Origin of the sequence: Cellulomonas fimi ATCC 484 (genome assembly GCF_000212695.1) — a bacterium.
GTDB lineage: Bacteria > Actinomycetota > Actinomycetes > Actinomycetales > Cellulomonadaceae > Cellulomonas > Cellulomonas fimi.
Window position 1 is genome coordinate 977982 of sequence record NC_015514.1, and the last position, 20458, is coordinate 998439.

Sequence of the window (20458 nt, forward strand, 5' to 3'; positions counted from 1 at the left end):
AGGGAAAGAAGGTCGACGATGACCGACACCCCGACCACCGTCCGTCCCGAGGCGCGCGCCGAGGCTCGGCCGGTCGTCACGATGACGGGGATCTCCATCGGGTTCCCGGGCGTCAAGGCGCTCGACGGCGTGGACTTCCGCCTGTTCCCGGGCGAGGTCCACGCGCTCATGGGCGAGAACGGCGCCGGCAAGTCCACCCTGATCAAGGCGCTGACGGGCGTGTACGCGGTCGACGCGGGCACGGTCGAGGTCGACGGCGCGCCCGTGACGTTCACCGGGCCGGCGCAGGCGCAGGCCGCGGGCATCAGCACCGTGTACCAGGAGGTCAACCTCTGCGAGAACCTCTCGGTCGCGGAGAACATCATGCTCGGCCACGAGGTGCGCCGGTTCGGCGTCGTCGACTGGCCCGCGACCCGCCGGGAGGCCCGCCGGCACCTGGCGACGCTCGACCTGGACATCGACCCGCGCTCGCAGCTGTCGTCGCACTCGCTCGCGGTGCAGCAGCTCGTGGCGATCTCGCGCGCGATGGTCGTCGACGCGCGCGTGCTCGTCCTGGACGAGCCGACGTCGAGCCTCGACGCGGACGAGGTCGCGCGCCTGTTCGACGTGGTCCGCGGCCTGCGGGACCGCGGCGTCGCGATCCTGTTCGTCTCGCACTTCCTCGACCAGGTGTACGCGCTGTCGGACCGCATGACGGTCCTGCGCAACGGGACGCTCGTGGGGGAGTACCGCACCGCGGACCTGCCGCGCGTCGAGCTGGTGCAGAAGATGATCGGCCGCTCGCTCGAGGTCCTGGAGCGCCTGGACGAGTCGCCGAAGCCGGTCGTCGCGGCGCGCGACGACACCCGGCCCTACCTGCAGGCGATCGGCCTCGGCCGCAAGGGCTCGATCGAGCCGTTCGACCTCGACGTGTACGCGGGCGAGGTCGTCGGGCTCGCAGGTCTGCTCGGCTCCGGCCGGACGGAGCTGGCACGCCTGCTGTACGGCGCGGACCACGCCGACCGCGGCGAGGTGCGCGTCGAGGACCGGCCGGCCCGGCTCCGCACGCCGCGCGCGGCACTGGCCCGCAAGATCGTCTACTCCTCCGAGAGCCGCAAGACCGAGGGGATCGTCGCGGACCTCACGGTGCGCGAGAACATCGTCCTCGGCCTGCAGGCGCAGCGCGGGTGGGTGCGCCGCGTGCCGCGACGCAAGGCCGACGAGGTGGTCGACCGGTACGTCGAGGCGCTCGGGATCCGCCCCGCGAACCCGGACGCGCTCGCGGGCAACCTGTCGGGCGGCAACCAGCAGAAGGTGCTGCTCGCACGGTGGCTCGCGACGCAGCCGCGGCTGCTCCTGCTCGACGAGCCGACGCGCGGCATCGACGTGGGTGCCAAGGCCGAGATCCAGCGGCTCGTCGCGGACCTCGCGTCGCAGGGCATGGCGGTCGTGTTCATCTCCGCCGAGCTCGAGGAGGTGCTGCGCCTCTCGCACCGGATCGCGGTGCTGCGGGACCGCCGCAAGGTCGCCGAGCTCGTCAACACCGACGACGTGACGACCGACGACGTCGTGCACCTCATCGCGAGCGCGGGCAGCACGGGTGAGGGCACCGGCGCCCCGCCCGCGGCCGTCACGACCGAGGACGTCGACCTGCTCACGAAGGGGGACCGCGCATGAGCGCCGTGCAGTCCGTGGTGCGGCACCGGTTGTTCTGGCCGGTCGTCGCGCTGGTCGTGCTCGTCGTGGCGAGCACGCTCAAGTCGCCGTCGTTCCTCGAGATCGCGGTGCGCGACGGGCACCTGTTCGGCGGGCCGGTCGACATCCTGCGGCGCAGCAGCGTCCTGCTGCTCGTGGCGCTGGGCATGACGCTCGTCATCGCGACGCGCGGCATCGACCTGTCGGTCGGTGCGGTCATGGCGATCGCGGGGGCGGTCGCGCTCACGCAGATCGCGGCGTCGCCGAACCCGGGATCGCTCGCCACCGTGGCCGCCGCGATCGGCACCGCGCTGGTCATCGCGCTGGTCATCGGCCTGTTCAACGGGTTCCTCGTCGCCGTGGTGGGGATCCAGCCGATCATCGCGACGCTCGTGCTCATGACCGCCGGCCGCGGCATCGCGATGCTCATCACCGGCGGCAACATCACGACCGTCACGAGCCAGCCGTACAAGACGCTCGCGTCGGGCTACTGGCTGTCGCTGCCGGTCGCGGCGATCATCGCGGGCGTCGTGTTCGCGGGCACGGCCCTCGTCACGCGCCGCACGGCGCTCGGCGTGCTCATCGAGTCCGTCGGCATCAACCCGTCGGCCAGCAGGCTCGCGGGCGTGCGGGCACGGACGATCATCTGGACCGTCTACGTCGTGTGCGCGCTGTTCGCGTGCCTCGCGGGGTTCATCCGCAGCGCGGACACCATGGCGGCGGACGCGAACAACATCGGGCTGTTCATCGAGCTCGACGCGATCCTCGCGGTCGTCATCGGCGGCACGTCCCTCGCGGGCGGGAAGTTCTCGCTCACGGGGACGCTGGTCGGGACGCTCGTCATCACGACGCTCACCCTGTCCATCACGATCCTGGGCATCCCGGCGAACGCCGTGTCCCTGTTCAAGGCCATCGTCGTCATCGCGGTCTGCCTCCTGCAGTCCCCGGTCGTGCAGCACAGGATGCGCGCACGACGACGCCGCACGGCCCCCGTCCCGGTGGAGGTGCCCGCCTGATGGCCACGGACCAGCTCACGCGCACGCGTCGCGGCGGCGCCGCGACAGGAGCCCTCGCGGCGCCACGTCGGTGGCGGCTCGACGACCGGTACCTGCCGGTGCTCGGCACGCTCGTCGTGCTCGTCGCGATGCTCGCGATCGGCGGCAGCCGCTACGAGAACTTCCTCACGGGGCGGGTGCTCGCGAACCTGCTCATCAACAACTCGTTCCTCGTCGTCCTGGCCGTCGGGATGACGTTCGTCATCCTCACGGGCGGGATCGACCTGTCGGTCGGGGCGGTGGTCGCGCTGTCGAGCATCGTCGCGGCGTGGATGCTGACGAACGGCTGGGACGCGGTGGTCGCGATCCCGGCGGCGATCCTCACGGGCACGCTGATCGGCCTGGCCGTGGGCCTGATGGTCCACGTGTTCGAGATACAGCCGTTCATCGCGACGCTCGCCGCGATGTTCCTCGCGCGCGGCCTGTGCTACCTCGTCGCGCCCGAGTCGATCCCGATCACGGACCCGACGATCGTCGCGCTCGCCCGGACCCGGTGGGGCTCGGACGACGGGCTCGTGCTCACGCCGAGCGGACTCATCGCGCTCGCGGTGGTCGCGGTCGCGTTCGTGCTGCTGCACTACACGCGGTTCGGCCGCACGGTGTACGCGATCGGCGGCGGGGAGCAGTCCGCGCGGCTCATGGGCCTGCCCGTGGCCCGCACCAAGGTGCTCGTCTACGTCATCAGCGGCACGTGCGCGGGGCTCGGCGGGCTGCTGTTCGCGATCTTCTCCCGGTCCGGCTACGCGCTCACGGGAGTGGGCATGGAGCTCGACGCGATCGCGGCCGTCGTCATCGGCGGCACGCTCCTGACGGGCGGCTCGGGGTTCGTGCTCGGGTCGGTGCTCGGCGTGCTCGTGCTGGGCCTCATCCAGACGGCCATCACGTTCGAGGGCACGCTCTCGTCGTGGTGGACGAAGATCGTCATCGGCGGGCTGCTGCTCGTCTTCGTCGTCCTCCAGCGCCTGCTGGCGCTGCGTCGCACCTGACCTGCACCCCTGCCGCCGGTGGCTCGCGACGACCGATCCGTCGCGGGCCACCGGCCTGCCCGACCCCGCACGACGCGGGTGGCGCGACCCGGTCAGGGGCGTGCGGCGAACCGCTCCAGGAGCTCGGCGTGGCCCGAGACGATGATGATGTCGTTCTGCGAGATCCGGGTCTCAGGCGTCGCGTAGACGAAGTCGATGCCGGGGCTCTTCACGCCGATGACGGTCACGCCGTAGCGCTCGCGGATGTTCGACTGCGCGAGCGTGAACCCCTGCGTCTCGCGCGGCGGGCGCATCTTCACGACCGTGAACCCGTCCTCGACCTCGATGTAGTCGAGCAGCTTGCCCGAGACGAGGTGCGCGACCCGGGCGCCCGCGTCGGCCTCCGGGAGGATCACGTGGTGCGCGCCGATGCGCTGCAGGATGCGCGCGTGCTCGGCGGAGATCGCCTTGGCCCAGATCTGCGGGATGCCCATGTCGACGAGGTTCCCGGCGATGAGCACGGACGCCTCGATGTAGGAGCCGACGCCGACGACGGCGACGGGGAAGTCGCGCGCCGAGCTGCTCGAGAGCCTCGGGGTTGGCGGCGTCCGCCTCGACGAGCGGCACGCGCCCGGCCCACTGCGCGACGAGGTCGGCGTCCCGCTCGACGGCCAGGACGTCCTGTCCGAGCCGGTCGAGGGTCGCGGCGATCGCCGACCCGAACCGCCCGAGCCCGATGACGAGGACGCCCGCGTCCTTCTTCGACCCGCGCCCGACGGGGCGCAGCGGGTCCTTCGTGGTGTCAGCCAATGATCGGCCTCTCTTCCGGCAGCCGGATCACGCGACGACGGTTGCGCAGCGCGAGCGCGGCCGCAAGCGTCATCGTGCCGGTCCGGCCGATGAACATGAGCACGGTCAGCACGTACTTCCCGGCGTCGGGCATGTCCATGGTGATGCCGGTGGACAGCCCGCACGTGGCGAACGCCGAGATGGTCTCGAAGAGGATGACGTCGAGCGCCTCCCCGGTGATGGCGAGCAGCAGCAACGACGCGACGAGCACGAACGTCGCGGAGATGAACGACACCGCGATCGCGACCTGCAGCGCCTCGCGCGGGATGCGCCGCCCGTAGGCCTCGACGTCCTTGTCGCCGCGCGCCTCGGCGACGATCGCGAGCAGCATGACGGCGAGCGTCGTCACCTTGATGCCGCCCGCGGTCGACGCGGACCCTCCGCCGACGAACATGAGCGCGTCCATGAGCAGCCAGGTGCCCTCGTGCATCTCGGCGATGTCGAAGGTCGTGAACCCGCCGGAGCGGGGCATGACCCCCGCGAACAGCGACGCGAGGGCGGTGGCGCTCGGGCCGAGCCCGCCGAACGTGTCGGGGTTGGTCCACTCGAACGCGGCGACGATGAGGGAGCCGAACACGACGAGCGCGACGCTCGTCGTGAGGGTCAGCTTCGAGTGCAGGTTCCAGCGGCCGGGGCGGCGCAGGCTCCCCGCGACGTTGAGGATGACGGGGAAGCCGAGCGAGCCGACGAAGACGCCGACGATGATCGGCATCAGCACCCACCAGTCGGACGCGTACGGGAACAGCCCCTCGGGCGTCGGCACGAACCCCGCGCTGTTGAACGACGAGACGCCGTAGAAGATCGCGTGCCAGGCCGCCTCGCCCCAGCTCTCGTCGTACATGTGGAACCGGGGGAGCAGGACGAGGGCGATCGCGACCTCGAACGCGGTCGACGTGATGATGACCGTGTTGACCAGCGACCCGACCTCGCCCAGCCGGGTGAACTTGGTCTCCGACGACACGAGCAGGCGCTGCGTGAGGCCGAGCCGGCGGGACACCGCCAGGCCGAGCAGCGACGCGAGCGTCATGACGCCCAGGCCGCCGATCTTGATGGCCACGAGGATGACGACGAGCCCCCACGTCGACCAGTACTCGCCCGTGGGGACGGTCACGAGGCCGGTCACGGTCGTGGCCGACGTCGCGGTGAACAGCGCGTCTGCGAACGGTGCCTGCTCGCCCGACACGGTGGCCCACGGGGCGTACAGCAGCAGCGTGATGACGGCGATGACGGTCCCGAAGACGCCGAGCGCGAGCCGAGCCGGTGACTGCCGCGCCGCGCGGTCGACGAGCTCGCGCACGTGGTACCGCACGCCCGGGCCAAGCCGCGCCATCACACCTCCGTCTGCGCACGCCGGCCCCTGCCGGACGGGCCAACTCTGGCACGCCGTGCGCCGCTCGCTCGACACGGGGCACCGGCGTGGTCCCGACCCGGCCGGCGACGCCCTGTGAGCGGGCCGGTGCGCACGGGCGGACGCGCGGCGCGCGGGCGGTCGGCGGCTCGGATCGACACGGGCGGGCGGCGGGTGCGACGGTGTCCGCATGACGTCGCGGGGGCAGCGCCCACCCGCCCCGGTACGGGTGGTGTGGTCCACCGACATGCTCGCCTACGACTTCGGCCACGGGCACCCGATGACGTCGGAGCGGGTCGAGCTGACGATCCGCCTGGCCGAGGACCTGGGCCTGCTCGACGGGGGTGGCGTCGAGCTCGTGGACGCCCCGCCCGCGTCGGACGCGCTGCTCACGACGGTGCACGAGCCGGCCTACGTCGCGGCGGTGCGTGCCGCCTCGGAGCACGGCACCCCCGACCCGGCGCGCGGGCTGGGCACGTCGGACGACCCCGTCTTCCCGTCGATGCACGAGGCGGCGGCGCGCGTGGTGACGGGCACGGTGGACGCGGCGCTCGCGGTCTGGGAGGGCCGTGCGGAGCACGCCGTGAACGTGACGGGCGGCCTGCACCACGCGATGCCGGGCGCCGCGTCCGGGTTCTGCGTCTACAACGACGCCGCGGTCGCGATCCGCGCGCTGCTCGCAGCCGGTGCGGAGCGGGTGGCCTACGTCGACGTGGACGCGCACCACGGCGACGGGGTGCAGACGGTGTTCTGGGACGACCCGCGGGTCCTGACGGTCTCGGTGCACGAGACCGGCGCCGCGCTGTTCCCGGGGACGGGGTTCGCGCAGGAGGTCGGCGGTCCGGGCGCGACGGGCTCGGTGGTGAACGTCGCGCTGCCCGCCGGCACGGACGACACAGGCTGGCTGCGCGCGATCGAGGCGGTCGTCCCCGCGGTGGTCCGGGAGTTCGCGCCCGACGTGCTGGTGACGCAGCACGGCTGCGACTCGCACCTCATGGACCCGCTCACGCACCTGCGGGTCTCGGTCGACGGCCAGCGCGCCGCGGCGGACCTGCTGCACGACCTGGCGCACGAGGCGGCGCACGGGCGCTGGGTGGCGCTGGGCGGCGGCGGGTACGCGGTGCTCGACGTGGTGCCGCGGTCGTGGGCGCACCTGCTGGGCGTCGCGACGCACCGGCCGGTCGACCCGTCGACGGACGTGCCGCAGGGCTGGCGCGAGCTGGTCCGCGACCGCTACGGCCGGCTCGGGCCGGCGCGCATGACCGACGGGCGGCCGCTGCGCCTGCGCCCGTGGTCGGCCGGCTACGACCCGGCCGACGACGTCGACCGCGCGATCCGTGCGACGCGCTCGGCGGTGTTCCCGTCCTGGGGCCTGGACCCGGACCTCGACTGAGCGTCCGCGCTCCGAGCCGCTCGGGCGGTACCGGCCGGACGGGCGACGTCCCACGTGCCTCCCCTTTCACACGTGTCCCAGCCGCACTAGGGTGGTCCGGCACCCAGGGGGAGCGCGCAGCCCGTCGCGTCGTCGGGCCAGGAACGAGAGAGCACGCCGATGAGCGACCAGCCGGGCCGCACGCGATTCCTCACCGTCGTCGAGGTCGCCGACGTGATGCGCGTGTCGAAGATGACGGTCTACCGGCTGCTCCACTCGGGCGAGCTGCCCGCGGTGCGTGTCGGCCGCTCGTTCCGCGTCCCGCAGGACGCGCTCGACCACTACCTGCGCACGTCCGTGGTGGAGCCGGAGCAGCAGGACCGCGGCCGCCTGTCGTCCTGACCTGCCGCCACGCGTGCCCCGTCCGACGGGTTCTGCGGCCCTGACCTCGCGCGTCGCGGCGAGGGCCGGGGATCGCGTAAGGTAGGGCCTCGGACTTTCCCGTGCGTGGGCTCGCGGCCGTTGGCCGATGGACGGCACCGCGCGTCGATCGACCATTAGCAGGGCCCGTGCACGGGCCCCCACCGGAAGCGAGTGAGGACCCATGGGCTCCGTCATCAAGAAGCGCCGCAAGCGGATGGCCAAGAAGAAGCACCGCAAGCTGCTGCGCAAGACGCGCCACCAGCGTCGCAACAAGAAGTGACCTGTCACCGGTCGCCGTCCCCGTGACGACGGCCGGTGCGCCCCGGCCAGGCGGCCGGACATCCTCGGGCCCGGCAGCTGCCGGGCCCGACGTGTCTCCTGACCTGGCCCCTGGCGTTCGTACAACGATGTACGATGCCGAGTGCGCAGGTGTCGCAGGGGACTGCGCGCGTCGCTCTGCCACCATCGGTGTCCGGGGGCGGTCAGTGACGACGGGGCTCGGGAGGCAGGCATGAGCAGGCGCACCGGTGCGGTGACGATGCACGAGGTCGCGGCGCGGGCGGGCGTGTCGATCAAGACCGTCTCCAACGTCCTCAACGGCTACCAGTACATCCGGCCCGCCACCAAGGAGAAGGTCGAGGCGGCCATCGCCGACCTCGGCTACCAGGTGAACATCACGGCGCGGAACCTGCGCCGCGGTCGCAGCGGGCTCATCGGCCTCGCGGTGCCCGAGCTGTCGCTGCCGTACTTCGCCGAGCTCGCGGACTCCGTGATCCGCGCCGCCGAGGCCCGCGGGGTCACGGTGCTCATCGAGCAGACCGGATCGGTGCGCGAGCGCGAGCTCGAGGTGCTCACCGGTCAGCGCCGGCACCTCACGGACGGCCTCATCTTCTCCCCGCTCGAGCTCGGTCCCGCCGACGTCGACGCCCTCAAGGTCGAGTACCCGATGGTGCTCCTCGGCGAGCGGATCTTCGGCGGCCCCGCCGACCACGTCACCATGAGCAACGTCGACGGCGCACGCGCCGCGGTCCAGCACCTGCTGGACCAGGGTCGCCGCCGCATCGCCGTCATCGGCGCGCACGAGGGCGAGACCATCGGCTCCGCCGCGCTGCGCGTGCAGGGCTACCGCGAGGCGCTCGACGCCGCGGGCATCCCGTTCGACCCCGCGCTCGTGGGCGAGGCGGGCCTGTGGCACCGCGCGACGGGCGCCGAGACGATGCACCGCCTGCTCGACTCGGGCGTCGAGATCGACGCCGTGTTCGGCCTCAACGACGCCCTCGCGCTCGGCGCGCTGCACGCGCTGCACGCCCGCCGGGTCGACGTGCCGGGCCGGATCGCCGTCATCGGCTGGGACGACATCGAGGAGACGGCCTACTCCTCGCCGACGCTGTCGACCGTGTCGCCGGGCCGCGAGCAGATCGCGCGCACCGCCGTCGACCTGCTGCTCGCCCGCATCGACGACCCCGAGGTCGACCGCCCGTTCGAGCGCGTCGTCGCCGACTTCACGATCGTCGGCCGCGAGTCCACCCTGGGCGACGCCGCCCCCGAGGTCGCGGTTCCCGTCGCGCGCTGACGCCGGTGCGCCTCCGGCGCCGTTGTCCGGATGCTCGCATCATCGCGTTATCCGTATAGCCGCCTCCTCTGGGTCGGCCATACGGAAATGCGTATGATGGGGTCCTGACCGAGTGACACACGCATATCCGTATGGAGCGCCGATGGACCGTGACGACGAGACGCTCGCACGCATCGCGCAGTCCCTGCGCGACCGGCGCGTCGAGCTGGGACTGAGCCAGTCCGAGCTCGCGGAGCGACTCGGGCTGACCCAGGCGTATCTGTCGAAGCTCGAGACGGCAGGAGCCACCACGCAGCTCCGGCGCCTGGTGGCCGTCCTCGGAGCCGTCGGGCTGGACCTGGTCGCGCTGCCCAGGACCCATCCCGCGGTGCGCGAGGAGCGCAGCCGGCCGCTCGCACCCGTGCACCGGAAGGCCACGCCCTCCGACGAGCTGCGCCGCGCCCTGCAGCGTCTCGACCTGTCACGCGTGTCCGACCCGGAAGCGGCCGCCCGCTTCGCCGCCCTCCGCGACGTCCTCGCCGACGGGTCGGGCGAGGGCCAGGAGAGCCCGCGAGCGCGGAACCTCGTGCGGTCGTTGCGCTCCCTCGCGCAGTCGGACGAGGCGCTGTCGTTGGTCGACCCGAGCGTCCGCGCGGTCCTGCTGGCGCTCCGAGACGCGGAGCCCCACCGGTGAGCCTCCTGGACGTCTGGCTCGGCGGCACCCGCGTCGCGGTGCTTGACGACGCCGCGGCGTTCGGCATGGCGTCGTTGCAGTACACGGACGACGCGCTCCGCACGTTCGGGCGAGGAGGGCTCGCGCTGTCCCTCCGGCTCCCCGTGCGAGAGGCCCCGTACAGCGCGTACGACGCGAGGCCGTGGCTCGACGGGTTGCTCCCCGAGGGGGAGCTGCGCACGGTGCTCGCGGACCGCTACCACGTCGCCGGTGACGACACCGCAGGGTTGCTCGCGGTGCTGGGACGAGAGTGCGCCGGCGCCGTGACGATCACGCGCAACGGCGACGGGCCTCCTGTGGAGAGCGGCGTGCACTGGCTCGACGAGGACGGACTCGACAGAGCCGTCCGCGAGCTCGCGACCGCCCCGTTCGGGGTGGGCGTCGACGGGCGCGTGCGGATCTCGCTCGGCGGAGTGCAGAGCAAGCTCGTCCTGGTCGGCGCCGACGACGGGCGCTTCGGCCTGCCGCTGGACGCCACACCCTCGACCCACATCCTGAAGCCGTCGCCGCTCGACGACCTGGGGAGGGAGCGTTGGCCAGGCGTCGTGCACGCGGAGCTCTTCGGGATGCGGGTGGCCGCGGAGGCAGGCATCGACTGCGCCGAGGTGAGCTTCCGGCCCGTCGGGGACCGCCCCGCGATCCTCGTCAGGCGCTACGACCGCGTGGCCGACGGCACCGGGCTGCGGCGGGTGCACCAGGAGGACCTCGGGCAGGCGCTCGGTGTCCCGCCGACGGCCAAGTACCAGAAGGCGGCCGACCCGCTGACCCCGTCGCTCCGACGCGTCGCGGGCGTCATCAACGACCACGCGGACGCGCCGGTCACGGAGCTGCCGCGTCTGCTGGACCAGGTGGTCGCCTCCCTCGTGGTGGGCAACTGCGACCAGCACGCGAAGAACCTGTCGATGCTGCTCGACCCCGATCTCGGGGTGCGGCTCGCCCCCGCGTACGACGTCGTCGCCACGGTCGCGCTCGGCGTCGAGACGGCGTTGTCGCTGACCGTCGGTGGTGAGTCGCTGCTCGAGGACGTCTCGGGCCAGGCGATCGACGACGAGGCGGAGTCCTGGGGCATGGGCCGGCGTGCGGCACGTCGGCGGCGCGAGGAGATCCTGGAGCGGCTGGCCGACGCGATCGGGGCCGCGGCCGACGGCGTGCGGGCGGACGCCGGTGAGCACGAGGTCCTCGACCGGGCCGAGGCGGACGCGCGACGGCGGCTGGCGCTCGTCGCGGGCTAGGCGCGCGGCGGGTCAGGAGGTGCGGGCGTCGAGGGTGTCGAGGCGGTGGTCGACGAGCCAGCCCGTGACCAGCAGGGGGAGGGCGACGCCGACGAGCGGGCCGAGGACCGGCAGGGCGAGGACCGAGACGGCCACGGCGGCGAGCACGACGAGCACCGCGAGGGACACCCCGGGCGAGAGCAGCGGGAAGAGCGCGACGAAGCGCCACGTGCGGCCCGCGGGCTCGTCGTAGCGCCGGGCGACGGCCACCAGGGTCACGACGGCGACGGCGAACCAGGCACCGAGCGCGAGGACCGCCGCGGTGAGGACGGCCGCGAGCGGCCCCTGCGCGAACCGCGAGACCGCGAGGTCGACGTACAGGAGCGCACCGACGGGCCAGGCGGGCGCGCCGAGGACGTTGTGCCGGCGCCAGCCCGAGCGCCACTGCGCCCAGAACTCGCGCCACGGGTGCTCGGACGGCGCCCCCGCGACCAGCCGCGCGAGCAGCGAGCCACCTGCGCCCAGGGCGGGGAACAGACCGAGGACCACGCCGCCGGCGAGCGTGCCGAGCAGGACGAGCGCGTTGACGCCCACGACCTGCGTCGCGACGCGCAGCAGGCTCATGACCCGGCCGGCCCAGCCGCCGACCTCGCCGTCGGTCCGGTCGGCCCGCGGGGCCCGCCCGCGTCCGGGGCGCGTCGTGCCCGCCGGGTCCGTGACCTCGGTCCGCGGCCGCGCGGTCAGGGCGCGGCGGGCGGTGTCGTCACGGTCGTCGGCGGGCACGACGGTCATCATGCCGTCCGGGTGCCGAAGGCGGTGCGCCCGGAGTCGTCGGTCGCGGCGAAGGAGAGCGCGGCCCGGTCGCGCACGGCGTCCCACGAGGGGAAGACGACCGCGTGCAGCGGGACGCCCGGGCCCCCGTCGGTCGGCCAGGTGCCGACGAACAGGCCCTCGCCGAGCGCGCGCACCTCGGCGAGCGCCGCCCGGTCGGCCCGGACCACGTGCGACTCGGTCACGCCGCCGGCGCCGGCCGGGTCGAACGTGACGACCTCCCACGTGCCGAGCAGCTCGGTCACGTCGGACGGCCACGCGCTCGGGTCGGACGGCTCGACGAGGCCCGCCCACGGCTGCGGGGAGACGAGCGGCCAGCCGTCGTCGGTCCACACGAGCCGCCGGACCTGCACCTCGTGCCGGGTCGGGTCGTCGCCGTCGCGGACGTGGTGCACGAGCAGCTGGTGGTCGCCGTCCGTGAGCACCGACGCGTGCCCGGGGGCGAGCCAGGTGCGGCCGCCGGTGAACCGGTGCCCGGCGAGCACCGTGGTGCCGACGACGGCCGGGTCGCTGTCGAGGTCGCGCAGGTCGCGGCCCGCACGGTCGACGTAGGGGCCGGTCACGGCGTCGGACACGCCGACCCGCACGTGGTAGGTCGAGAACAGCGAGTCGTAGGACACCACGAGCGCCCAGCCGCCGCCGGGGCGCGGCAGGACGAACGCCCCCTCGATCGCGCCCTCGACGGACCGCGGCCGGCGCGCGACGAGCCAGCCGGGGCCCCACGCGGGGCGCCCGGGGCCGGGGGAGTCGAGCGCCCCGCCCGTGGCCGGGTCGAGCTCGAGCACGTGGATGCCGCCGAAGAACGACCCGTAGACCATCCAGTGCCGGTCGCCGTCGACGACCACGTTCGCGTCGATCGCGTTCGGCCCGTCGGCGTCGTGCCGGGAGGTCACGACGAGCCCGCGGTCCTCCCACGGCCCGGACGGGTGCGGCGCGACGGCCAGCCCGATCGCGGACGTGCGGGACCCGAACGTCGACGCGGACCAGTACATGCGCCACTCGTCACCGACGCGCACGACCTCGGGGGCCCACAGGCCCTCGGCGCCGGTCCACGCCGCTCCGTCGGCGGGCACGCCGGGCAGCGCCCAGCCGTGGAACTCCCACGTGACGAGGTCGGTCGAGCGCCGGATCTGCACGCCCGCCCGGACGGGTCCCTCGCTGAACGCGTCGGTGGAGAACAGCCAGTACGTGCCGTCGTCGTCGCGCACCGCGGTCGGGTCGTGCGCGTGCCGGCCGCCCCACGTGCTGGTGTCGGGTCCGGCGGCGGGTTCCAGGAGCGTCACGTGTCAGCCCTTCGAGCCCGTGAGTGCGACCGACTCGATGATCTGCCGCTGGAAGATCAGGAAGACGACGAGGATCGGCAGCAGCGCGACGAACGACGCCGCCATGATGAGCGGGTAGTCGCGCTGCGTGGCGAACTCGACGTTGAGGTTGGCGATGACCACCTGCAGCGTCTGCCGCTCGGGCGTGTTCAGGTAGAGGATCGGCGACAGGTAGTCGTTCCAGATCGTCATGAACCAGAGGATGAACTGCGCGGCGATCGCGGGCCGGATCATCGGCAGGATCATGATGCGGAAGATCTGCGGGTAGGACGCGCCGTCGATCTTCGCGGCCTCGATCATCGAGTTCGGCACGGACTCGAGGTACTGCCGCAGGAAGAAGATCATGATGATGTTGCCGAACAGCAGCGGCACGATCAGCGGCAGCAGGGTGTCGACCCAGTGCAGCCGGGAGAACATGACGAACTGCGGGATCATGATCGTCGGGTACGGCACCATGAGGCCCGACAGCAGCACCAGGAAGACCGCGTTCTTGTAGGGCAGCCGCATCTTCGCCAGGGCGAACGCGGCGAGGGCCGACGTGGCGGAGCCGACGACGGTGACCGTGCCGGCCACGATGAAGCTGTTCATGAAGCCCGACAGGATCGGGGCCTCGCTCCACATCCGCAGGTAGGTGTCCCACTGCGGCGCCTCGGGGATCCACACGGGCGGCAGGGCGAAGACCTCGGCCTTCGTCTTGAGCGACGTCGACAGCATCCACAGCAGCGGCGCGAGCATCGCGGCCGAGCCGAGGACGAGGACGACGAAGGTGATCGCGTCGGCCGTGCGGCGCGACTTCGTGCGCGACCACGGCAGGCGGTTCTCGGCGGGTGCCTGCGCGGGGGCGAGCCGGGGCAGGGTGGCGTTCTGGGTCATGGTGTGTCTCCTGCCCTCAGTCGATGGCGAAGCTGTTGCGCCGGTTCAGGCGGAACTGGATGAGGGTGATGACGAGGACGAGGATCCCCAGCACGATCGACATGGCCGTCGCGTAGCCCATCTGCTGGTACTTGAACGCCTTGCGGACGATGTACCAGACGACGGACGCGGAGCTGAACTCGGGGCCGCCCGTGGGGGTCATGATGTTGATCTCGGTGAAGATCTGGGAGCCGGCGATGACGTTGGTGACGACGAGGAAGAACGTCACGGGGCGCACCATCGGCAGGACGATCGAGCGGAACCGCTGGAACGCGTTCGCGCCGTCGAGCGCCGCAGCCTCGAGCAGCGAGGCGGGCACCGACTGGATCGCGGCCAGGTAGAGCAGCGTCGAGTACCCGAGGCCCTTCCAGATCGCCATGATGATGATCGCGGGCTTCACGGTCGCGGTGTTCTGCAGCCAGTCCGGGCCCTGGACCCCGAACCACGAGAGCACCTGGTTCACGAGGCCGAAGTCGCCGTTGTAGGCGAACTGCCAGACGATCGCGATCGCGGCGAGCGACGAGATGACGGGCACGTAGTAGATCGTGCGGAACGCGGTGCGGCCGGGGATCTTGCGGTTGAGCGCGAGCGCGAGCAGCAGCGACAGGAACAGCCCGATCGGGATGCCGATCATGTAGAAGAACGTGTTGAACAGCGCCTTGTGGAAGTACTCGTCGCTCAGCAGGTCGACGTAGTTCTCCAGGCCGACGAACCGCATCGGGCCGAGGCCGGTCCAGCTCGTCAGCGACGCGTAGACCGCGAACCCGATCGGGTACAGCGTGAAGAGCAGGTAGCCCACGACGGGGGCGGCGACGAAGGTCGCGGCCCAGCGGTGCTCGGTGCGGTGCAGGCGCATGATGTCGCGCTTCGACCGCGCCACGGGGGCGGGGGAGGCGGCGGTCGTGCCGGGCGCCTCCGGCGGGGTGTCGACGGTCGCGGTGCGCGCCATCCCAGGCTCCTTCGTTCCGGGGTGTCCCCGCCGCCCGACGGAGGGGTGCCGGGCGGCGGGGACGGGGGTTGCGGCAGGGTCAGCCGGCCTGCTCGGCGTTCGCGATCGACTCGTCGAGGAGCGTCTGCATCTTCGGCTGCACCTCGGCCAGGTACTCCTCGGCCGTCTGCTTGCCGTCGAGCACGGGCTGGATGTTCGTCCAGAGCTCGTCGTACCACTCGGCGCCGTAGGTGAACGCGGCGGGCATGGCGCGGCCGTAGTCCTGCGCGATGTCCAGGAACTCCTGGCGGTTGGCGGGCTCCGCGCCCTCCTCGGTCGCCCAGCCCTCGGCGACGTCGATGAGGTTCGGGATCTGGATGTTCGCGTCGACGAGCGTCTGCTGCGCCTCGGGGTCGGCGCTGAGGTAGGTCACGAGCTTGGCGGCGTCGTCGGGGTGCTTCGACGTCGCGGAGACACCGATGCCGAGCGAGCCGAGCCACGTGGCCGTGCCGCCGTCACCGACCGTCGGCCAGGGGATCAGGTCGTAGTCGAAGTCGAGGTCGTTGTAGACCGAGACGTCCCACGGGCCGACCGGGAAGAAGCCGATCTCGCCGGCCATCCAGCGCTGGTAGGTGTCGAGCGTGGCGGCGTCCGACGTCGACGGCGTGACCTTCTCGACGTTCGTGAGGTCCGCGAACTTCTGCAGCGCCTCGGCGAACTCCGGGGTGTCGACCGTGACCTCGGTGTGGTCCTCGTTGGTCCAGTCGCCGCCGTTGCTCCACACCATCGACTGCAGGTTCCACTGCACGTTGAGGCCGGTGCCCCACTGGTCGAGGGTGCCGTCGCCGTTCTTGTCGACGGTGAGCTGCTTGCAGATCGCGACGAACTCGTCCCACGTGAGCGGGGTGTCCTTGTCGGGCAGCGGGATGCCGGCCGCCTCGAGCATGGTCTTGTTGTAGCCGAACGAGAACGGGCCGACGTCCTTCGGCAGGCCGTACAGCGCGCCGTCGGGGGTGCCCTGCACCTCGCCGTCGAAGCGGTAGGAGTTGACGCCGTACTCCCAGATGTTCGACAGGTCGACGCCGCTGGCCTCGACCTGGTCCGTGATGTCGAGCAGGACGCCCGACGCCACGTAGGACTGCAGGCTGGCCTGCTCGATGTAGAACACGTCGGGGACGTTGTTGCCGGCGACCGCGGCCTGGAGCTTCGTCGCGTACTGGTCGGCGTCGGTCACGATGACCTTCACCTTGGTGCCGGTGTCCTCGGTGAACTTCGCGATGGCGGCCTCGTAGGCGGCCTTCTCGTCCGGGCCACCACGGAACATGAACGTGATGGTCTTGTCGCCGTCTCCGGCCGCGTCGTCACCGCTGCCGCCGCTGCACGCGGTCAGCGCGAGGGTTCCGGCCACGGCGAACGCCGCCGCGGCGAGGAGCTTCCTCCTGGTCATCTGCCTGCCTCCCATATCCCGAGGATCTGTGAGGTCACGGTCGCAATCTGGACCACGTCCGCACGGGGGCGGGGCGCCGGAGCGGCTGTGGTCCGTCGTGGTCGTCGTTGACCTCTCAAGCTTTCCAACGTCGTTCCTACAACGTTGATCTACAACGTTGCACAACATGACACGAACGATCCGCCTCGGTCAAGCCACGAACTGGTAACGGTCTCGCGGGCCGTCCGGACGGGACTCGCGGAGCTGTTTGACAGCGGTGCGGGCCACGGGCATCCTGCCGTCTACAACGATGTAGAACAAGTCGACCACAGGAGCTCGCATGTTCCCCGTCCGCCTCACCCTCGACCCGGCCTTCCGCGTCGGACCCGTCCGCCGGCGCACCTTCGGGTCGTTCGTCGAGCACCTCGGGCGCTGCGTCTACACCGGGATCCACGACCCCGGGCACCCCACCGCCGACGCCGACGGCTTCCGCAAGGACGTCCTCGAGCTCACCCGCGAGCTGGGCGTGAGCACCGTGCGCTACCCCGGCGGCAACTTCGTCTCCGGGTACCGCTGGGAGGACGGCGTCGGCCCCGTCGAGCAGCGCCCGACGCGCCTCGACCTGGCCTGGCACTCGCTCGAGCCCAACACGGTCGGCGTCGACGAGTTCATGCGCTGGGCCGCGCTCGCCGAGGTCGAGCCGATGATGGCCGTCAACCTCGGCACGCGCGGCGTGCAGGAGGCGCTCGACCTGCTCGACTACTGCAACGGCACCGCCCCGACGTACTGGGCCGACCAGCGCCGGGCCAACGGCGCGACGGACCCGTACGCGATCAAGATGTGGTGCCTCGGCAACGAGATGGACGGGCCCTGGCAGATCGGCTCCAAGACCGCGCACGAGTACGGCCGCCTCGCCGCCGAGACCGGCCGCGCGATGAAGATGGTCGACCCCACGCTCGAGCTCGTCGCGTGCGGCTCGTCCGGCGTCGTCATGCCGACGTTCGGCGAGTGGGAGCGCATCGTGCTCTCCGAGGCGTACGAGCAGGTCGACTACGTCTCCGCCCACGCGTACTACTGGGAGGAGGACGGCGACCTCGGCTCGTTCCTGGCCTCCGCCACGGACATGGACCACTTCGTCGAGTCCGTCACCGCGACCGCCGACGCCGTCCGCGCCCACAAGAAGGTCTCCAAGCGCATCCACATCTCGTTCGACGAGTGGAACGTCTGGTACCAGAAGCGCGCCGAGTCCCGGCCCCCGACCGGCGACGACTGGCCGGTCGCACCCGTCCTGCTCGAGGACCGCTACAACGTCGCCGACGCGGTCGTCGTCGGGAACCTGCTCATCTCGCTGCTGCGGCACACCGACCGTGTGCACGCCGCGTCGCTCGCGCAGCTCGTCAACGTCATCGCGCCGATCATGACCGAGCCCGGCGGGCGGTCCTGGAAGCAGACGATCTTCCACCCCTTCGCGCAGGCCTCGCGGTACGCCGCGGGCGACGTGCTGCAGGTCGCGATCGACGCGCCCACGTACGAGACGGCCCGTTACGGCGACGCCGCGCTCGTCGACGCCGTCGCCACGCGCGACCCCGAGACCGGTGCCACGACCCTGTTCGCCGTCAACCGCTCGCTCACCGAGCCCGCGCTGCTCGAGGTCGACACCCGCGCGCTGCCCGGCCTGCGCGTGCTCGACGCCTCCACCCTGTCGAACCCGGACCACACGTGGGCCGCGACCGCCGACGACGACACGTCCGTCGCGCCGCGCGCCAACACGACCGCCGAGATCCGCGACGGGCGCCTCACCGTGCAGGTGCCGCCCGTGTCGTGGAACGTCGTCCGCCTGGGCGCCTGACGTGCCCGACGCGCCGGAAGCCCTTGCCGACGCCCCGGCCGACAACCCCGCCCGGCCGGCGCGCCGGCGGGGCGTGGCCGTCGTGGCCGTGCTCGTCGTGACGGCGCTCCTCGCCGGCACGGGTCTGGCCTGGTGGCTGTGGCCCGACCCCGTCGTCGCCGCGACCGACCTCGGACCGGCGGGCGACCTGCGCGCCCACGACCCCGCACTGGTCGTCGGCGACGAGGGCGAGCCGTGGTACGTGTTCAACACCGGGGACGTCCGTCAGGGGCTCGGTGCACCGCAGATCCGCCGGTCGCTCGACGAGGGCCGCACGTGGGAGTACGTCGGCACCGTGTGGGACGCCTCGACCCGGCCCGACTGGGCCTACGAGGCCGTCCCTGGCGTGCAGAACTTCTGGGCGCCCGAGGTGCTCGAGCACGACGGCACCTGGTACCTCTACTACTCGGCGTCGACGTTCGGCTCCAACCGGTCCGCGATCGGCCTGACGACGAACACCACGCTCGACCCCGACGACCCGGACTACGCGTGGGTCGACCAGGGCCTCGTGTGGGCGTCCGAGCCGGGGGAGACGGACTACAACGCGATCGACCCCGGCGTGCTCGTCGACGACGACGGCCGCGGGTGGATGGCGTTCGGCTCGTTCTGGGGCGGCCTGCAGCTCGTCGAGCTCGACTTCCCGTCGGGCAAGCCCGTCGACCCGGGCGCCGAGCCCGTGACGCTCGCGAGCCGCACGGGCGCGCCGAACCCGATCGAGGCGCCGTACCTCGTGCACCGCGACGGCTGGTACTACCTGTTCTTCTCGCGCGACTTCTGCTGCCAGGGGACGGACTCGACGTACAACGTCGCGGTCGGGCGCTCGCGCGCCGTCACCGGCCCCTACGTCGACCGTGCCGGGAAGGACCTGGTCGACGACGGCGGCGAGCAGCTGCTCACCACGACGGGCGACATGGTCGGACCGGGCGGGCAGTCGGTCTCCGACGGCGTCCTCGCGTTCCACTGGTACGACGCCGCCCAGGGCGGCGAGATCACCCTGGGCCTGCGCGAGCTGGCGTGGGACGACGACGGCTGGCCCGTCGCCACGACCCGCGAGGAGCAGGCCGCCGACTGACCTCACGACGCGCGTGCACCGGACCCGTCACGGTCCGGGCACGCGCGCCGGCTGCGGCCCCGACGCCCGTCAGTGGTGGTGGGTGTGCCGGCCCAGCGCCGTCACGGGCGTCGCACCCGGCCGCGTCCACTGCGGCGTGGGCCGGGTCGTCTCCCAGCCCGGCGCCCCGTCGGCGTCCGTGCGCCAGTACCAGCACGGGCGGTGCCCCTGCGGCCACCCCTCGGGCACGTCCTGCCACGCCTCGCGCCGCCCGTACGGCGTCAGGTCGAGGAGCCCGAACACGGGGTTGGCGAGCTCGACGCCGCGGCCCGTCGTGTCGTAGGTGAGGAAGACGCGGTCGCCGTCCCGCAGGAAGCACGTGATGCGGCCCATGTGCTCGCCGACGGGCCACGCCACCCCCCGCACCGAGTACCAGGGCTCGGTGTAGCCCATGAAGTCGAGGTACGGCGGCACCTCGTCCCACGGCCCCTCGGTCAGGACGGCGAACGCGACGCCCGCCGCGCGCAGGTAGACGGAGTCGCGCAGCGCCCACGCCGAGACGGTGCAGCCCTCGCACTGGCCCTGGAACGGCGCACCGTCGTGCCACATGTGGTGGTACGCGACGAGCTCCTCGCGTCCCTGGAACAGCTCGACGAACGGCACGGGGCCGTCGGCCCCCACCACCTCGACGCCGCCGTCGACCTCGACCATCGGCAGCCGTCGGCGCTCCGCCGCGATCGCGTCGCCCTCGTGCGTGTGCGCCTTCTCCCGCGCCAGCAGCGCGTCCCGCGCGGCCTCCCACGTGGCCAGGTCGACGACGGGCGGGCGGCCCGTCGTGCCGGCCGTCGTGCCCGTCGTGCCCGTCGTCGTGCCCTGCGTCGTGCTCGCCATGGCGCCTCCTCGTCGCGCGCGGACCCG

Annotated in this window: 18 protein-coding genes and 1 pseudogene; 11 read left to right on the forward strand and 8 right to left on the reverse strand. The window is 72.4% G+C overall.

Features of this window, described 5'->3' with window-relative positions:
- The first annotated feature begins 18 nt into the window (after positions 1-18).
- Genes CELF_RS04475 through yjfF form a run of 3 tightly spaced genes read left to right on the forward strand, consistent with a single transcriptional unit; the run spans position 19 to position 3715 of the window.
- Positions 19-1656: a sugar ABC transporter ATP-binding protein gene (locus CELF_RS04475; protein WP_013770055.1), complete on the forward strand. Its 1638-nt coding sequence runs from the start codon at positions 19-21 to the stop codon at positions 1654-1656.
- Positions 1653-2690, forward strand: a complete 1038-nt coding sequence (locus tag CELF_RS04480) for an ABC transporter permease (protein WP_013770056.1) — start codon at positions 1653-1655, stop codon at positions 2688-2690. The genes CELF_RS04475 and CELF_RS04480 overlap by 4 nt, the downstream gene beginning before the upstream one ends.
- Positions 2690-3715, forward strand: a complete 1026-nt coding sequence (gene yjfF / locus CELF_RS04485; protein WP_013770057.1) for a galactofuranose ABC transporter, permease protein YjfF — start codon at positions 2690-2692, stop codon at positions 3713-3715. The genes CELF_RS04480 and yjfF overlap by 1 nt, the downstream gene beginning before the upstream one ends.
- A 92-nt stretch (positions 3716-3807) precedes the next feature.
- Here the strand turns inward: yjfF and CELF_RS04490 are convergent.
- Together CELF_RS04490 and CELF_RS04495 are read right to left on the reverse strand one after the other, a co-directional pair.
- Positions 3808-4504 (reverse strand): annotated as a pseudogene (locus CELF_RS04490) (potassium channel family protein).
- Positions 4497-5873, reverse strand: a complete 1377-nt coding sequence (locus tag CELF_RS04495; protein ID WP_013770058.1) for a TrkH family potassium uptake protein — start codon at positions 5871-5873, stop codon at positions 4497-4499. Before CELF_RS04495 ends, CELF_RS04490 begins: the two are co-directional and overlap by 8 nt.
- A 208-nt stretch (positions 5874-6081) precedes the next feature.
- Here CELF_RS04495 and CELF_RS04500 point away from each other — a divergent pair, with 208 nt between their 5' ends.
- The 6 genes from CELF_RS04500 to CELF_RS04520 all read left to right on the forward strand — a co-directional run bounded on the left by CELF_RS04500 (position 6082) and on the right by CELF_RS04520 (position 11203).
- Complete coding sequence (locus CELF_RS04500; protein WP_013770059.1) at positions 6082-7284, forward strand: acetoin utilization protein AcuC; 1203 nt, start codon at positions 6082-6084, stop codon at positions 7282-7284.
- Between the two features lie 159 nt (positions 7285-7443).
- A complete protein-coding gene (locus CELF_RS04505) occupies positions 7444-7665 on the forward strand; it encodes a helix-turn-helix domain-containing protein (protein ID WP_013770060.1) in 222 nt (73 codons plus the stop codon).
- Positions 7666-7867: 202 nt separating this feature from the next.
- Positions 7868-7966, forward strand: coding sequence for a 30S ribosomal protein bS22 (locus tag CELF_RS19900; RefSeq protein WP_003792170.1), 99 nt, complete (start codon positions 7868-7870; stop codon positions 7964-7966).
- 231 nt (positions 7967-8197) lie between these two features.
- Entirely contained in the window at positions 8198-9259 is a 1062-nt protein-coding gene (locus CELF_RS04510) for a LacI family DNA-binding transcriptional regulator (RefSeq protein ID WP_013770061.1), read from the forward strand.
- Between the two features lie 142 nt (positions 9260-9401).
- Positions 9402-9932, forward strand: a complete 531-nt coding sequence (locus CELF_RS19400; protein WP_013770062.1) for a helix-turn-helix domain-containing protein — start codon at positions 9402-9404, stop codon at positions 9930-9932.
- The gene (locus CELF_RS04520; protein WP_013770063.1) at positions 9929-11203 is read left to right on the forward strand and encodes a HipA domain-containing protein; all 1275 of its coding nucleotides are present in this window, start codon (positions 9929-9931) and stop codon (positions 11201-11203) included. Before CELF_RS19400 ends, CELF_RS04520 begins: the two co-directional genes overlap by 4 nt.
- Positions 11204-11215: 12 nt before the next feature.
- On the opposite strand, the gene CELF_RS04525 is transcribed toward CELF_RS04520, so the two are convergent.
- The 5 genes from CELF_RS04525 to CELF_RS04545 form a co-directional block, all read right to left on the reverse strand.
- Positions 11216-11965: a YesL family protein gene (locus CELF_RS04525; protein WP_145965420.1), complete on the reverse strand. Its 750-nt coding sequence runs from the start codon at positions 11963-11965 to the stop codon at positions 11216-11218.
- Positions 11966-11973: 8 nt separating this feature from the next.
- On the reverse strand, positions 11974-13296 hold the full coding sequence (locus CELF_RS04530; RefSeq protein WP_013770064.1) for an arabinan endo-1,5-alpha-L-arabinosidase: 1323 nt from the start codon (positions 13294-13296) through the stop codon (positions 11974-11976).
- A gap of 3 nt (positions 13297-13299) precedes the next feature.
- Positions 13300-14208 carry a carbohydrate ABC transporter permease gene (locus CELF_RS04535; RefSeq protein WP_013770065.1) on the reverse strand — a complete coding sequence of 303 codons (909 nt, stop codon included), beginning with the start codon at positions 14206-14208 and terminating at the stop codon, positions 13300-13302.
- Positions 14209-14224: 16 nt separating this feature from the next.
- The gene (locus CELF_RS04540; RefSeq protein ID WP_013770066.1) at positions 14225-15196 is read right to left on the reverse strand and encodes a carbohydrate ABC transporter permease; all 972 of its coding nucleotides are present in this window, start codon (positions 15194-15196) and stop codon (positions 14225-14227) included.
- Between the two features lie 79 nt (positions 15197-15275).
- Positions 15276-16622 (reverse strand): ABC transporter substrate-binding protein, encoded by a 1347-nt coding sequence (locus CELF_RS04545; RefSeq protein WP_013770067.1) that lies wholly within the window; start codon positions 16620-16622, stop codon positions 15276-15278.
- Positions 16623-16941: 319 nt separating this feature from the next.
- On the opposite strand from CELF_RS04545, the gene arfA reads away from it, so the two are divergent.
- Together arfA and CELF_RS04555 are read left to right on the forward strand one after the other, a co-directional pair.
- Entirely contained in the window at positions 16942-18450 is a 1509-nt protein-coding gene (gene arfA, locus CELF_RS04550) for an arabinosylfuranosidase ArfA (protein WP_013770068.1), read from the forward strand.
- A gap of 1 nt (position 18451) precedes the next feature.
- Positions 18452-19561 carry an arabinan endo-1,5-alpha-L-arabinosidase gene (locus CELF_RS04555; RefSeq protein ID WP_013770069.1) on the forward strand — a complete coding sequence of 370 codons (1110 nt, stop codon included), beginning with the start codon at positions 18452-18454 and terminating at the stop codon, positions 19559-19561.
- 69 nt (positions 19562-19630) lie between these two features.
- On the opposite strand, the gene CELF_RS04560 is transcribed toward CELF_RS04555, so the two are convergent.
- Entirely contained in the window at positions 19631-20431 is an 801-nt protein-coding gene (locus tag CELF_RS04560) for a DUF899 family protein (RefSeq protein WP_013770070.1), read from the reverse strand.
- Positions 20432-20458 lie beyond the last annotated feature (27 nt).